Source organism: Thioalkalivibrio sp. ALgr1 (genome assembly GCF_000378285.1).
Classification (GTDB): Bacteria; Pseudomonadota; Gammaproteobacteria; order Ectothiorhodospirales; family Ectothiorhodospiraceae; genus Thioalkalivibrio.
In genome coordinates this window covers 61,806-76,148 of the sequence record NZ_KB905134.1, presented here as the reverse complement: position 1 = coordinate 76,148, position 14,343 = coordinate 61,806, and the positions used below count along the sequence as shown (strand labels likewise).

General features: G+C 66.4%; 18 protein-coding genes. 9 read left to right on the top strand and 9 right to left on the bottom strand.

Annotation, left to right across the window (positions count from 1 at the left end; translation table 11 throughout):
• The first annotated feature begins 49 nt into the window (after positions 1 to 49).
• The 3 genes from F466_RS0108075 to F466_RS0108065 all read left to right on the top strand — a co-directional run bounded on the left by F466_RS0108075 (position 50) and on the right by F466_RS0108065 (position 3,656).
• On the top strand, positions 50 to 1,192 hold the full coding sequence (locus tag F466_RS0108075; RefSeq protein ID WP_018993828.1) for a hypothetical protein: 1,143 nt from the start codon (positions 50 to 52) through the stop codon (positions 1,190 to 1,192).
• 19 nt (positions 1,193 to 1,211) lie between these two features.
• Positions 1,212 to 2,159, top strand: a complete 948-nt coding sequence (locus F466_RS0108070; protein WP_018993827.1) for a hypothetical protein — start codon at positions 1,212 to 1,214, stop codon at positions 2,157 to 2,159.
• 258 nt (positions 2,160 to 2,417) lie between these two features.
• Positions 2,418 to 3,656: a bifunctional diguanylate cyclase/phosphodiesterase gene (locus tag F466_RS0108065; RefSeq protein ID WP_018139291.1), complete on the top strand. Its 1,239-nt coding sequence runs from the start codon at positions 2,418 to 2,420 to the stop codon at positions 3,654 to 3,656.
• Positions 3,657 to 3,721: 65 nt separating this feature from the next.
• On the opposite strand, the gene F466_RS0108060 is transcribed toward F466_RS0108065, so the two are convergent.
• Positions 3,722 to 4,117, bottom strand: a complete 396-nt coding sequence (locus F466_RS0108060) for a DUF4168 domain-containing protein (RefSeq protein WP_018139290.1) — start codon at positions 4,115 to 4,117, stop codon at positions 3,722 to 3,724.
• 332 nt (positions 4,118 to 4,449) lie between these two features.
• A complete protein-coding gene (locus F466_RS0108055; protein WP_018139289.1) occupies positions 4,450 to 5,154 on the bottom strand; it encodes a DUF4197 domain-containing protein in 705 nt (234 codons plus the stop codon).
• Positions 5,155 to 5,582: 428 nt separating this feature from the next.
• Here F466_RS0108055 and F466_RS0108050 point away from each other — a divergent pair, with 428 nt between their 5' ends.
• Positions 5,583 to 6,671 (top strand): lecithin--cholesterol acyltransferase, encoded by a 1,089-nt coding sequence (locus F466_RS0108050; RefSeq protein WP_018993826.1) that lies wholly within the window; start codon positions 5,583 to 5,585, stop codon positions 6,669 to 6,671.
• A 19-nt stretch (positions 6,672 to 6,690) separates the two neighbouring features.
• On the opposite strand, the gene F466_RS0108045 is transcribed toward F466_RS0108050, so the two are convergent.
• On the bottom strand, positions 6,691 to 7,389 hold the full coding sequence (locus tag F466_RS0108045; RefSeq protein WP_018993825.1) for a transporter substrate-binding domain-containing protein: 699 nt from the start codon (positions 7,387 to 7,389) through the stop codon (positions 6,691 to 6,693).
• A 103-nt stretch (positions 7,390 to 7,492) separates the two neighbouring features.
• Entirely contained in the window at positions 7,493 to 9,016 is a 1,524-nt protein-coding gene (locus tag F466_RS0108040; protein WP_018649457.1) for an NAD(P)H-dependent oxidoreductase, read from the bottom strand.
• 114 nt (positions 9,017 to 9,130) lie between these two features.
• On the opposite strand from F466_RS0108040, the gene F466_RS0108035 reads away from it, so the two are divergent.
• On the top strand, positions 9,131 to 9,592 hold the full coding sequence (locus F466_RS0108035; RefSeq protein WP_018137590.1) for an SRPBCC family protein: 462 nt from the start codon (positions 9,131 to 9,133) through the stop codon (positions 9,590 to 9,592).
• Here the strand turns inward: F466_RS0108035 and F466_RS0108030 are convergent.
• Positions 9,589 to 10,137 carry a cyclin-dependent kinase inhibitor 3 family protein gene (locus tag F466_RS0108030; RefSeq protein ID WP_018993824.1) on the bottom strand — a complete coding sequence of 183 codons (549 nt, stop codon included), beginning with the start codon at positions 10,135 to 10,137 and terminating at the stop codon, positions 9,589 to 9,591. The genes F466_RS0108035 and F466_RS0108030 overlap by 4 nt on opposite strands.
• 102 nt (positions 10,138 to 10,239) lie before the next feature.
• On the opposite strand from F466_RS0108030, the gene F466_RS13725 reads away from it, so the two are divergent.
• The 4 genes from F466_RS13725 (at position 10,240) to F466_RS0108010 (ending at position 12,453) form a co-directional block, all read left to right on the top strand.
• On the top strand, positions 10,240 to 10,383 hold the full coding sequence (locus F466_RS13725; RefSeq protein WP_018137588.1) for a hypothetical protein: 144 nt from the start codon (positions 10,240 to 10,242) through the stop codon (positions 10,381 to 10,383).
• Between the two features lie 35 nt (positions 10,384 to 10,418).
• Positions 10,419 to 11,039 (top strand): phosphoribosyltransferase, encoded by a 621-nt coding sequence (locus tag F466_RS0108020; protein ID WP_018174187.1) that lies wholly within the window; start codon positions 10,419 to 10,421, stop codon positions 11,037 to 11,039.
• Positions 11,040 to 11,165: 126 nt separating this feature from the next.
• A complete protein-coding gene (locus F466_RS0108015; protein WP_018174186.1) occupies positions 11,166 to 11,819 on the top strand; it encodes a phosphoribosyltransferase in 654 nt (217 codons plus the stop codon).
• Positions 11,806 to 12,453 (top strand): dienelactone hydrolase family protein, encoded by a 648-nt coding sequence (locus F466_RS0108010; RefSeq protein ID WP_018993823.1) that lies wholly within the window; start codon positions 11,806 to 11,808, stop codon positions 12,451 to 12,453. Before F466_RS0108015 ends, F466_RS0108010 begins: the two co-directional genes overlap by 14 nt.
• On the opposite strand, the gene F466_RS0108005 is transcribed toward F466_RS0108010, so the two are convergent.
• From F466_RS0108005 to F466_RS0107990, 4 genes are all read right to left on the bottom strand, one after another.
• Positions 12,428 to 12,880 carry an SRPBCC family protein gene (locus tag F466_RS0108005; protein ID WP_018993822.1) on the bottom strand — a complete coding sequence of 151 codons (453 nt, stop codon included), beginning with the start codon at positions 12,878 to 12,880 and terminating at the stop codon, positions 12,428 to 12,430. The two genes, F466_RS0108010 and F466_RS0108005, sit on opposite strands and share 26 nt — an antisense overlap.
• A 1-nt stretch (position 12,881) precedes the next feature.
• The gene (locus F466_RS0108000) at positions 12,882 to 13,361 is read right to left on the bottom strand and encodes a VOC family protein (protein WP_018174183.1); all 480 of its coding nucleotides are present in this window, start codon (positions 13,359 to 13,361) and stop codon (positions 12,882 to 12,884) included.
• A 39-nt stretch (positions 13,362 to 13,400) separates the two neighbouring features.
• Positions 13,401 to 14,021: a VOC family protein gene (locus F466_RS0107995; RefSeq protein ID WP_018993821.1), complete on the bottom strand. Its 621-nt coding sequence runs from the start codon at positions 14,019 to 14,021 to the stop codon at positions 13,401 to 13,403.
• Positions 14,022 to 14,136: 115 nt separating this feature from the next.
• On the bottom strand, positions 14,137 to 14,325 hold the full coding sequence (locus tag F466_RS0107990; RefSeq protein ID WP_018137790.1) for a hypothetical protein: 189 nt from the start codon (positions 14,323 to 14,325) through the stop codon (positions 14,137 to 14,139).
• Positions 14,326 to 14,343: the final 18 nt, after the last annotated feature.

Sequence of the window (14,343 nt, the reverse complement as noted above, 5' to 3'; positions counted from 1 at the left end):
GGAACGGATCCGAATGGCTGCGACCACCCGACAGGGAGGGAAACGCCCCATGCCAGCGCGCATGTTCGGCTTGTTCGCGAGACTCGGGCCCCTGGCCGGCCTCAGCCTGTTCGGGCTGACTGCGCTGCTGCCCGCACAAGCCCTGTCTGCGGTCACCCCCGCCCCCCTGCCGCACAACACCGGCTTCTACCTCTCGCCTTATACCGCCTCCGGAGAGCTGGCCGGGTGGGTCGACGAGGCACTGGGCGAGTCCTCGCGCGACATCTCCGGGCTGGCCGGACGCCTGCTGCAAACGGCGGCGATGGCCTATGGTGCGCAGCAGTCGAATCGTCTGGGCGGCATGCTCGACCAGGCCAGCCGGTCGTCCGGCATACCCGCGATGGACTTCGGCCATGCCCTTGCCGCGGCCACCGAACCCGGCCGCACCTCGGCCGGGGGCCTTGAGCAGGCCACCGCCATCCTGGGCGAGCTGGGGAGCCGTGGACTGGTGGGCGAACACGCCGGCCATCAGGTCCGGCGGCTTGCGCAGGTGCTGGAGGACCCGGAGGCCGCCGTGCGCGGCGAGCTGGAACGCCTGCAGATCGGCTCGCGGGACATCGCCGGGGTACTCCGCGAACTGGAGCGCCTCCCACAAGGCCAACGCCGCAGCGTACTCGGAGCCCTGGACCACGACACCGCCCCGGCGCTGGAACTCCTGCTGGACGCCGGCCACCACCGGCTTGACCAGCAGATGCGCGAACTGGCCCAGCCCCGCAGCGCATCGTCCGGCTCTGCCGCCAGCGTCTTTGGCTTGCTGGCCCGTGACCACGATGCCGGGCTGTTCGGCGCCGGGGAGCTGCTGCAACGTCAGCTGGGCGATCACGCCCTGCGCCAGGGCGCCGAGCTGGGCATGGGGTTCTTCGCCCTGTTCGACGGGCTCTCGCAAACCCACCGTCAACTCGAACTGACCCCGGAGCGCATGGTGCGCTACCGCCAGTCCGCCGACCGTTCGTTCAACGACCTCGACAGCCTGCTGGTACACACCATGGTGCACTACCGCACCCGGCGCGACTTCGCCCGCGCCAGCGAGGCCGTGATGCTCCTCTACCCCGAGGCACGCCCGCGCATGGACGCCGCCCATCGCGTGGCGGGCGACATCATCACCGCCGAATGGCACCGCATGCAGCAACGCATGGACCTGCAATGGCAATAAACCCACGGAGAACCCACTGATGCGAATCCACCTGACGCCTGCCCGCATGCTCGCCATGGGCGCGATCCTGAGCCTGGGCCTGACGACCTCGCTCGCCCACGCCACGCCGGGCGCCGACCGCCAATTCGACCGCAATATCCAGGCGGTCGACACGGGCCTGCTGGAACCCGGCACCCGGGCGCTGCTGGACGCCTATCGCAGCGAACGTGGATCGCGCGAGGCGCGGCAGATCAGCCGTCAGGCCTTGCCGGGTCGCAGTGCCACGCAGTGCGCCTGGGACGATCGCTACCGCATCATGGCCAACCTCGAAGCGCCGTCCGAGGTTATCTTTACCCGCGCCCTGGTCACCAACAAGGGACGCGGCTCGGTAGACTTGGGCTTTGACCGCTTCGAACTGCACGCCGACGGCGCCTGCCCGGATACGGTCGACAACGGGCCCGTCAGTTTCTGGATGACCTGGTACCAGAACCACCAGGCCATGGAGCCGGCGGCCGTCTCCAGCATCGAGGAGGCGCGGCGGCTGTACGCCGCCTCCGCCATGGACAGCAGCATGAAGATGGTTATGCGCTTCGACGGCGAGATGCAGGACGGCCAGCCCCACGGTCGCTTCCGGCTGATCCAGACCAATCACACACCCGAGATGCAGGGCATGCGCGGCGGCGATGTCAGCAGTCATGCGCTCGGTTATGTCGAATTCGAGGCCGGCGAGCGGATCCGGCGGCTGATCGTGACCGAGATGGCCCACGGCGCCACCCTGGTCTACCTGGAACAGCCCCATGGCGAGGCGAACATGCTCAACTACTGGGTCCTGCACGGGGCCGGCATGCACATGGGCGACCATTACCCGACCAACGCCGCTGGCGAAATCGATGGCCTCTTCGTACGTATGCGCAGCAACGAGAGCCCACCCGAGATCAGCGCCTGCGTGCGCGGCAACCTGCCCGCCGAGCGTTCCGCCTGCGACTAGGCCACGCTGACGGCCGCGGCGGCGGGACTCCCACCCGGCGCCGCTTCCCCGAGGTCTCAAACCAGGACGCCCGGACCGATCGCTGACCGGCCCGGGCGTCTCTTTCCTGTTCCTATGAACTACACTACCAGAACAACCACTTACAACTGCGTGTAACGACCTGGGTGCATATCGCTGAGGAACCGCGACCGCGCCGCCATACTTGTCCTGCCCCGACAGGGCGCAATGCCGGCCAGGAAGGCCAAAGGATGCCTCGCGATGTCCAGGTTCGAGTCGGCACAACCCCTGGCAGGCAACACCCGGTATTCCGACTACCTGGCCCGAACCACGCTCCGCGCCTGGGTCGGGATGTCCTTTGTCTCCGCGACACTGATCATCGTCGCAGGCCTGCTGCTCTCCTGGTTGATCCCGTACCTGGCGGGTGGCGCCGACAGCATCGTGCCGCACTTCTACTACGTGCCAATCCTGTTTGCCGCCGCGCGCTTTGGGCCCGGCGCCGCCCTCGTCGTGGCACTGGTGGCCGGCGTACTGGCCGGGCCCCTGACCTATGTGGACGTCGCCGCCGCCACCGCACAGGAGACCGAACGCTGGCTGACGCGCACCGCCTTCTTCGTCGGGATCGGGCAATTGATGGCCTGGCTGGTCATTCCCGCGCTGCATCCGGTCACCGAGGAACTGCGGCGCATGCGTCAGGAATTCGATATCCGCCGGGGCCTGAAACACAACGAGTTCTTTCTGCGCTACCAGCCGATCTACTCGATCCGCCAGCATCGATTCGTCGGGGTCGAGGCGCTGATCCGCTGGCAGCACCCGGCACACGGCGAGCTGACGCCGGCGGACTTTCTCGACGTGGCGGAGGACTCCTCGCTAATACACGACATCGGCGCGCAGGTGATCGCCGAGGCCTGCCGACAGACCGAGGAGTGGAAGACCCTTGCGCAGGTCCATGGCCGCGAACCCTGGTACACCGCGATCAATCTCTCCGCCCGCGACTTCATTCGCCCCGAACTCGCGTACGACGTCGCATCCGCGCTCAAGCGCCACCACCTGCCACCCGAACTCCTGACCATCGAACTCACCGAGACCGTGCTCGCGCTCGAGGACGCCGAACCCGCCCTCGAGGCGCTGAAGCACCTGGGGGTACAGCTCGCCATCGACGACTTCGGCACCGGGTATTCGTCCCTCGCCTATCTCAATCGGTTTCCGATCGATACGCTGAAGCTCGACCGCCAGCTTGTATCCAGCCTCGGCCACGACCCCTCGGCCGAAGACCTCGCACGAGGCATCGCACTGCTGGCCGGATCGCTCGGGCTGAAGACCGTTGCCGAGGGCATCGAGACCCGGGACCAGATCGGCCTGAGCGAGGAACTCGGGTTCGACCGCATCCAGGGGTTTTACTTCGCCCGGCCCCTGACCGCGGACGAAATCCCGTCCCTTCTGCTGATCGAGGAGGTTGACCCGGACCACCCGCCGACGCCGAGCGGCGCCCGGGCGTAGAAAACCCCGGTGGGCGGTTCGCCCACCGGGGTCCTGGGAGATAGCAGGCGTAGTGCTGGTGGAGGCTACGAGTCCCCCGCCACCTCGGCGAATTGCTCACCAAGATCGCTGTCGTTGTCGATCAGGTAAGCAATCTCCTGGTATTCCTTGACGGTCAGCCCTTCATCCTCGATTGCGGCGACCATCTCGTCGTTGGCCTCGTCGCGCAGCTCCTGGGCCCCCTCGCCTTCTGCTTCCGCGATGTCATCTGCGTATTCCGCGCGGATGTCCTGGGCCGCATCCGCAGCCGCCAGAAAGCTTTCCAGATCGCTTTCACTGACGTCCTCGGCGGACATTTCGGGATCATCGGTCCATTCCTGCTCGAACACATGCGGATCATCCGCTGCCACTGTGCCCGCACCACCCAATGCGAGCCCGAGAGCCAGGGCGATCGAATAAGTTGCACCGGTCTTGTGTCCCATTCTGCGCCTCCTGCTTCTTCAGATTGGTTGGATTGCGTTAGCCCGTCGCAATGAACGCGCCGTCTGACCCGTAGCGATGCAGCCTCCGTGCCAACATGGCCTGAATGCCGCATGCCGCGCCGCCAGGCGGTTTCCGCACCTGGATGCAGTGATCGGACGGGTCCCAATCACATCCAGAGGTGGGTCATTCAGACACATGCATCGCCCCGACCCGTGTCGCTCCGACTCACTCCCTGGGGCCGCCTCGTTCAACGCCGGCAAGGCCCTTCACCCACAAAAAAGCCCCGAGGCGCAATGCCACGGGGCCCGGCCGTTTGCGCTCGGCGCCTGGGTTAGCTTGACCCGAAGTACTCCCGCAGGAGCTGCGTCGTGCGCGCGGCCGGATCCTCGCGAATGCGACGTTCCTCGTCCGCCAGAATGGTAAACAGACCATCCAGTGCGTGGTCGGTCACATAGCGATCCAGGTCCACATCCAGATCGGCCAGGCCGGGGATACGGCTGGCTGCATCGCGCAGCGGCTGGTACACCCGGTACACCCCGGCACCCTCCATATGCTCGCGCACCACGGGCGCATAGCGCTCGCGCAGATCCGACTCGGACGCACCGCGCAGGTACTGGGTCGCGGCATCGTCATCACCGCGCAGTACCGCGTGCACGTCGGACGGCTGCATGCCCCGAATCGCACTCACAAACACCGGGGCCGCCTCCCGTGCGGCCGCCTCGGCGGCCCGGTTCATGCGCCGCTCGAGATCATCCACCTGGCTGCCCATGCCAGCGCTGCGCAGCACATCCCCGGCCTGCCGCAACTCCTGCGGCAGACCGATCCGTATGGCCTGGTTGCCCCAGTAGCCGTCTTCCTGCCCCGTCCGTTCCACGGTTCGTTCGGTGCCGACTCGAAGGGCCTCGCGGACCGCCTCTTCCGCCCGGTCACCACCACTCCCCTCGCCGTTCAAACCGAAGTCGCGGACATCCAGTCCGGCACAGGCCGAGAGAAAAAACGGCAGAAACAGCAACAACAAGAGCGGCGAATTACGCATGCGGACACTCCGACAGAATCATACGGGGCATGATACACATCACGCCTCGCATACCCCGTGCCCCGCTTGTCACATCCAGCACCGCGCCAGGCTTGCGATCCACCCGCGCATGCTCAATTGTTAAGGAAACACTGACTAATGGACACACTCGCGTTGGTACCCCAGGTTTGCCGAGGCAAGGCGCATCGTGCAGCGGGTAGAGGTACTACCCGCAAGCGGCGCAACGCAGGATCGGGGAACCTGGGGTACCAACCCCACAACTCAATAAACGAAGGGGCTCGGCCGCTCGTTGTTATCAAAAACGGGCGCGCGCACGGCGTTGCGGCTCCCTTGTGCAGAATGACTGCACGGCGGTCACCGCGCCTTGTTCGCACGCAAAAGCGACTCGAGCGCGAGCGTGTACATTAATCAGTGTTTCCTTGAGTGATATGACCCACAGACCGCGCCGCCAAAGACCCGCCCGCAAGCGCCTGTACGCTGCCGCCGTCCTGTTCGGCTTGCCGCTACTCGCGTTCATCGCCTGGGTCACATGGACGGAGCAGCACCCGGAGCAGGAGCGCGAGTTGCGTGTGGAGGTCCAGGACCGCCTGCACGAGTGGTTTCCGGAGGTCATGGAACTACCCGACGAGCTTCGCGGCTTTGTCCCGCGATCCACGGTATTCGACGACAGCACCCGCCCCGAAGTCGTAATGCTGCACGGGCTCGACGAGCCCGGCGATATCTGGGACACGCTGGCGTCCGCCCTCGACACGGCCGGCATCAATGGCTGGGAGTTTCGCTACCCGAACGATCAGGCGATTGATCACAGCGCCGACCTCCTGGCCGAGTACTGGGAGACGCTGGAGGCCGAACAGCCCGTGATTCTGGTGGGCCACAGCATGGGCGGCCTGGTGATCCGCGACTTTGTCACCCGCTGGCGACACCCCGTCGACGAGGCTCCGCGGGCCGAAGGGCCACCCATTGCCGGCGTAATCCTGGTCGCCACCCCGAACCAGGGCTCCGACTGGGCACGCCTGCGCGTCTGGCTCGAGGTGCGCGAATGGCTGGCCGACATACGTGAGCAACGCTTTTCGCTTTTCGCCGGTCTTCGCGACGGCACGGGCGCGGCCAAGATCGATCTGCGGCCCGACAGCGAGTTTCTGGCGGACCTGAATCAGCGCCCCTGGCCAGAGGACATTCCCGTGCGAATCATCGGCGGCGTGGTACCCGAGCCGACCCCGGCGATGGAGGCCAGCCTGCGATCCCTGAGCGAGCAGTTCGGCATCGAGGACTTGCCCGCGCGCATCGAAGAGTGGTGGGAGGACACCAGCGAAGGACTGGGAGACGGGGTCGTGCCGATCGATTCCCTGTCACTGGAGGGACACCCCGAACCCGAGATCCTGGAGGCCTCGCACCGCGGTCTCCTGGTTCCCGGCCCCCTGACGGAATACCCCCCCGCGGTCGAACCGATCCTGCATATCCTGTTCGACTGGCGGGACGAGGACCGGCCTGTCCCCGCGATTGACCCGCAGGACTAACGTCTCTCCAGCGCAGGGGTCAGATCCCCAGCTCCCGCAGGACCTTGTCGATGCGTGGCACCAGGTGCGCATGCGGCGAGTCCTTGCGTACCAGCAGATGCATCGAGGTCACGTCCAGCACGTTCGAGGAGGCCACCAGCCGACCCGGTGCATCCGCCTCGTCGGGATAGGCCCGCTTCAACTCCCGGATCGTGTGTTCCGTCACCTCACTCATGTTGATCAGCACGTCCCCCTCGCCGGCCGCCAGACGTCGCAGATTCTCCGACAGCGTGCCCTCGCGCTGCACGTCCAGACCCTCCAGGTTGGCCTTGCCCCAGCCGTTCCCGGCGTAGTCCAGTACGCGGTATCCGGCAAAGTCCTCCAGCCGTTCCTTGGCCAGCAATTCGTCGCGCTCGGGGTGGTCCTCGCGCACGAAGGCCACCCATTCCGGTTCCGCCAGGGCGACCTCGCTCGCGATCAGATACTCCTCGCGCTCCGGCGTCATGGTGGTAATGATCGCGTCGGCCTTGCCCTCCTTCACCAGCCGCTGCGCCTCCTCCCATTCGTAGGGCTCGTGGCGCAGTGGCACCCACAAGTGGGCAAAGGCCTCCTGCATCAACTGGACATAGTGGCCCGCGAAGCGCCCATCGCGATTGATGTACCCGTACGGCGCCTCGTCCCGGTCGCCCGCGATATGGAAGGCCTCGCGGTGATCGGCCACCGCCGGCACCGACAGCATGCCCAAGACCGCAATACCCGCTAAAAGCCGTCCAAACATCGCTCAGTCCCTCCATACCGTGCCGTCCGGGCCCCGAATCCGCCGGAGGTCGGCATCCCGTCACTCAAGCCGCGGCAAGATTTACCAGCGGCACCAGACCAAACCAAAGCACATAGGCTAGCGATACCGCCATCAAGCCGTCGATACGCCCGCCCGGTGCCCCGCGCTGACGCTCGCGCCACAACATCCATATCAGCCAGGCCGCATGCGGCACCACGAAATAGGCAATGCCTGCATAGGCCCCCTGAGCCCAACCGGTCAGGTGGAATGCCGTTCCCGCAACCGCCGCCAGACCGGTGAACACCAGCGCCACACCGAGCGCACCACCATTTCCCAGCCGCACCGCCAGGGTCCGTTTGGCCACAGCCGCGTCCGCCTCGCGATCGGGGATACCAGACAGCGTAATCGACGGGATGATCGCCAGAAACAACGGCAGGCTCAGCCACCAGGGCAAGGGGTCCGTCCAGTCCCCCGCGAGGAACACGTACCCGCACAGCAACACGCCCAGGCTGTGGGTCAGCGCGACATCCACCTCCCCGAGCCCGCGATAGCTGAGCTTCAGGGGCGGCGCCGTATACCCGATCGCGAGCACCGCCAGCACGCCCGTTACCCACAGCATGGGACCGGCATCGCCGGGCGCGACCGCGAGCAGCGCGGCAAACGCCGCCGCGAAGCCCCCCAGTGCCACCGACGTACCGGCGTTGATCTCGCGCAGGGACAGCCGCCCCTCCACCAGCACCCGCGAGCCGCCGGTAAAGGCGCTGTAGAAACGGTTCTGGCGATCGGAGCCGAAATCCACCCGTTCATTGACCAGGACCGTCGCCACCTCGAGCAGGAACAGGCACAGATAACCCAGCCAGAAAACCGGATTGCGCGACACACCGCCGTCCGGGGCCGCCGCCAGGGCCCCTGCGGTGTAGGCCACGAAGGTCATCGGGTAGAACTGCAGGCGCAGTGCCTGCAGCCAGCCCCCCAGCTTGAAGGCCGCCCGTTCGCGCAGGCTCTCGCGGCCATGCTCCAGGCGCAGCCCTTCCTGTCGTGCGCGCTCGAGCCACGCCTCGCGCTGGCGGTCATCGGCCTCGCGTACCGAACCCAGCATCAGCGAGCGCACCGGGCGGATGCCGCAAAAGCCCAGGGTCGCGCGCGCCATCGCGTTGATCCCCGGCTGGCGATACAACAACTGATGGATCAGTACCGGGGTATCCATCGTGGTAATCAGCTGTGCGGAGCGTCCCTGCAGCAGCCCCTCGTATCCGGTGCCGCCCTCGCAGCTGCGAAAGGCAAACTCGGGCGTCATCACGCGATCGAGAAAGCCCTTGAGCAGCGCTGGCATGGTGCCCCACCAGGTGGGAAAGACGAATACGAGATGATCGGCCCAGGCGACCAGTTCGCGCGCCGCGTCCAGATCGTCTTCCAGCGGCTGCTGATTCGGCGAAGGCGTGTGAACGTGCGGGTCGAACTCGAGATTCGCCAGCTCCAGGGAGCGCACTTCCGCCCCGGAGGATCGGGCCCCGTCACGGTAGGCCTCGGCCAGCGCGCCGCACAGGCTGTCGGTACGCGGGTGGCCCAGGATCACGAGCACCTTCACGCGAGGTGGCTCCCGGAAAGGGCCTTGCGACCGCTACGCCCCGGAACAGGGCACGTGGTGCATACCGGGTTGCCTCCCTGCATACTCGAAGTCCTCCGAACCCCGTCTCTGATCATGCCCACGATCGAACACCAGGCACACATCCGCGCGGACCAACCCGATGTATTCGCCCTGATTACGCGGGTCGAGGAGTTCGTCCATTACAGCGAGGCCATCGAAACGATAGCGCGCGTCGGGGAGGCCCGCTACCGATGGGTCGTCCGCATCGCCGGCATTCCCCTGAGTTTCGATGTCGAGATCACAGAAACGGAACCACCGGAGCGCTTTTCCTGGCAATCGCTGACCGGCGTGCAGAATCGCGGCACCTATCACCTGACACCCGCGCAAAACGGCACGACGATCCACCTGCGTCTGGAGTACGAGCTCGACAATCCGCTGCTCGAAGAGACCGTCCGCCAGGCGGCCAAACCACTGATTCAGACCCTGAGCCGCGAGATCATCGACAACGTGGAAGCGGAGCTGCAGAAGTCACCGGGAAAAGGCATCGATCAGGAGGGTCCGCGCCCGGATCGTTAGACCCCGGTAGCGGACAGGCTCAACAAATAACGCTGCTGGTCCGGGCTCTCGATCGCGCCGGGGCGCGCCCCGCGCACCATTGCGATGGCCTCCTCCGGCGCGAGGCCCCGTTCGATCAGCGTCAAGGCCGCAATCGTCCCTGCACGGCCAAACCCGCCACCGCAGTGAAAAATCACCCCTTCGCCCGCACGCAGCCGACGGTGTACCTCGGGGCCGACTTCGCGCCAGCGCAGCTCCCAGGGGCGATCCGGCGCCGCCATGTCACCGATCGGCAGGTGCAGCCACGCCATCCCCGCCGCACGCACGGCCTCGCCCAGCTCGGGCACACCCAGCTTGTCCAGTTCATGCCCCTGGTTCAGCGTGACCAAGGCCGTCGCTCCCCAGTCCCGGATCGCTGCCAGATCCGCCGCCAGGTCCCGCTGACCACCGGGCGCCTCCGCCTCGCACTTGCCGGGGCAAAGCGTCATCCCGATCGTTCCGCCTTCGGGCAGGCTCACCGTGCCGATCTCCAGGGAGCGGGCGGGATTGTCGCTAGTCTGAGTCATCAAGCCTCTCTCAATCGTCCGGCGCCAAGGCCAGTCGTTCCGATCTCGGGCCCGCAAGGGCCCTTTCTGCGAACCAACGCCGCATCTCCCAATCCTACCGGTATGGACACCCCGTTACTCATCCTGGGCCTCCTGCTGGTCGCCAGCCTGGCCGCATTCTTTACCGGCGTACTGCCCTATCCCATCGGATGGATCATCCTGACCATCGCCTTCATCGCACGCTTGCTCTTTCTGGCCGGCCGATAACATCCTTGCTGAAGCCGCGATGGAGAGCGCCCGCGATGTCTGAAGCCCGCAAGATGCCGGTACAACTGATCAGTGTGGACGCGGTGGTCGACGCCGCGGACCGCCTCGCCCGCCAGATCCTGGACAGCGGCTTCCGGCCGGACACGATCGTCGCCATTGCCCGTGGTGGCTTCATGCCGGCGCGATTCCTGTGCGACTTCCTGCAGGTGCACAAACTGCTGAGCCTCAAGGTGGAGCACTACACCTCCGGCGCCCGCAAGAAGCAGGCCGCGGCCGTGACGGTGCCGCTGAGTGGCGAGGTCCGCGGGGAGCGCGTCCTGCTGGTGGACGACGTCAACGACAGCGGCGATACCCTGGCCGCGGCACGCCCGCATCTGGAGACCTTCAAGCCCAGGGCCGTGCGTACCGCCGTGCTGCACGAGAAGACCACGACCACCTGTCCGGCGGACTTCCGCAGCCACACCGTCCGCGAGTGGCGCTGGCTGCTCTATCCCTGGGCGGTCGTTGAGGATGTCGGCCAGTTCATCCAGCAGATGGACCCGCCGCCCAGCTACCGTGTGGAACTGATCGAACGCCTGCGCCTGGACTACGGCCTGGAACTGCACCCCGGCGAACTCGATCGCGTGATTCGCTACCACAGTCTCGAGATCCGCTAGGCCGAACACCGCTATGGGCTTAAGGGCACCGGCCGAGGCCTCCTATTTTGCTCAGACCCGCCCGTTTTCCTGCCCTCTCGGGCCTACACTCCAGGACAGTTCAACTGCGTACTGACCGGAGGGCCCATGCGTTTTCGGGACCGTACCGACGCCGGCCGGCGGCTCGCGCAAGCGCTGGACCGCTTCCGTGGTCAGCCCGGCGTGGTGTATGCCCTGCCGCGCGGCGGCGTCCCGCTCGGGGCCGAGGTCGCGCGTCACCTGGATATGCCGCTGGATCTGCTGATCCCGCGCAAGATCGGCCACCCGTTTCACCCCGAATACGCGATCTGCGCGGTCCCGGAACACGGCGAGCGCGTCTGCAACCCCCGCGAGGAGGAGCGCATCGACCCGGAATGGCTGGAGCGGGCCGAGGCCCGCGAACGCGCCGAGGCCCGGCGACGACGCGAACTGTACTGCACCACGCCCGCCCCGGACGTCGCCGGCAGACTGGCGATCATCGTCGATGATGGCATTGCCACCGGCCTGACCATGCGCGCAGCCATCCGCGACGCCCGGCAACGCCACCCCAGGCAGATCATCGTCGCGATCCCCGTGGCCCCGGCCGATACGGCGGAGCTGCTCGAGACCGAGGTCGACCACGTGGTGACCCTGGACCGCCCGGTGTACTACCGGGGCTCGGTCGGGTCCTACTACGAATCCTTCGAGCAGACCTCGGACGACGAGGTGATCGACCTCCTGGCCACCGCCCACCGCTCCCGCAAACCCGATGTCCCGCGTTGAGCAACACGATGTGACCCTCGCCCTGGACGGGCGTCCGCATCAGGGGATCCTCGGCCTGCCGGAGACCCCGGCCGGGCTGGTCGTGTTCGCGCATGGAAGCGGCAGCAGCCGCCTCAGCCCGCGCAACCACCAGGTGGCCCACGTGCTGCAGGCGGCCGATCTCGCCACGCTGATGTTCGACCTCCTGACCGAGACGGAGGATCGCACCTACGAGAACCGGTTCGACATCCCGCTGCTGGCCCGTCGGCTCGTACAGGCCTGCGAATGGGCCGCTTCGCAACCCCGACTCGCAGGTCTACCGATGGGCCTGTTTGGCGCCAGCACCGGGGCGGCGGCCGCATTACAGGCGGCCGCGGCGGCCCCCCATACCATCCGCGCCGTCGTCTCCCGCGGCGGGCGCCCGGATCTGGCGGGAGAGGCCCTGCCGCGGGTGGCGTCGCCCACCCTGCTGATTGTCGGGGGCGACGACACGATGGTGATCGAGCTCAACCGTCAGGCGCAGGCCCGCATGCACGCCACCTGCAGGCTCGCGATCATCCCGGGCGCCACTCACCTGTTCGAGGAACCGGGCACCCTGGAGCAAGCGGCCGATCTGGCCACGGACTGGTTTACCCGGTGGTTGAATCCCGAATAGGGAGGGCCGGGTTTCCTTCCAACCGAACCTTCAATTGGTCCAGGTCCTTCTCCACCGCGCACCGGTCCGAATCAAACTGCTCGTCGGACATCCCCGGCTGCCGGAAAAGGCTGAACACCAGCTCGCTCCCCTCGCCGTTCGGCAGGACGCGCATGGGGTTGTGAACGATCACGCCCGAGGGGAGCTCGACATCGTGATCCATCACACCGAGATCGTTGGGCGCCGCAAACCGTACCGTCACCCTCCCAACGGGCCCTTCCACGACCCACGCATCCCCCTGCTGTCGAACCTCCGAACGCGCGAGCCCCTCGGCCCATAACGGGAGATTTCTCGGATCGGAGGCAAAGGCATAGACATCTGCGGGAGTGCGCGCGATGGATACGGTCAGGTGCAGCACCTCGGCCATGCTGGGCCTGCGGGCGTCCATTTCACCGACCCTCAAAGGCTCGAACCAGGGCCGCGATGTCGAACTTCTTCATCTTCAGGAACGCCTGCGTGATCCGGGCCAGCGCCGCGGGATCACCGGGCTGCATCATCTCGTCCAGCACCGCGGGGACGATCTGCCAGGACAGGCCGAACTTGTCCCTCAACCAGCCGCATTCCACCTCCTGCCCGCCATCGGCCGTCAGCTTGTCCCAGTAGTAGTCGATCTCCTGCTGCGTATCGCACTTGACCATGAACGAGATCGACTCGTTGAACGGGACCAGCGGACCTGCACTGATGGCCTGGAACTCCTGCCCCAGCACGAAGAAGGTGACGACCTCCACCGAACCGGACGGGGTGCCTTCCAGGGTGACCGTGCTCTCGACCCACGAGTTTTCGAAGACCGAGGCGTAGAACTCGGCCGCCTCCCTGGCCTGACGCTCGAACCACAGGTGCGGAACGAGTTTGTGCCGAATGGTCGCCATCGCGTATCTCCCGCAAGGCCGGGGCCTACTACTCTGACCTTACTCCCACGTGTTGGCTCCCTGCTCGAAGCCGCCCCGATAGGGACTGCCGACACAAAAACGATGCCCATTAGGGAGACACTGACTGAGTGGCGCATTCGCGTTGGTACCCCAGGTTTTCCGAGACCAGGCGCGCCGTGCAGCGGGTAGTGGTTCTACCCGCAAGCGGCGCAACGCAGGATCGGGGTACCTGGGGTGCCAACCCCGGAGGGGCTCGGCCGCTTTTGCGCGCGCACGGCGTTGCGGTTCCCTTGTGCAGAATGACTGCACGGCAGTCACCGCGCCTTGTTCGCACGCAAAAGCGACTCGAGCGCGAATGCGCCACTCAGTCAGTGTCTCCCTCAGCGCCTGCATCACCACCCACTCTGCATGGCGCGCCACCACGGTTGCGCCCAGACTCTGCAAACGCGCGACCTCCGCCTCGACCGAGTCGGAGTCGATATCCAGGTGTGCGCGCGGATTGTGATCCACGCGCTGGATGATGACCTGCACTTCCCCGGGCGGCGTGACGAGCTGGATAAAGCCGCTGGCCGCATCGAAGTCCTCGGGCATCGGATAGCCCAGTGCGCTGGCCCAAAAACGCGCCTCGGCGGCCAGATCCTCCGTCCGGCAGTCGATCACGATGTTTCCGAGTCGGCTCTTGTGCATGGTGTCAGGGGGAACACGGCACTCGCGTGCCCCCAAAGACCACCTTCGGTTCGGGAGAACACACTGACGTGCGTGCCCTCCCGCCCCGTTAGCGCGGCTTGCAGGCCAGGCCGAACTCGAAGGTATGGATCTTGAAGCCCTCGGGAAACGCGGCCTTGAGCCGGCGCTCGAACTCGGCGTAGATCTCGGCCTTGTGCTGCTGCACGTCCCAGTCGCGGCTGTCGCAGTCGACCCCCTCGACGTCCAGCTCCATGTTCAGCTCCAGATCCGGGGCCATTTGCAGTCGGATTGTCGG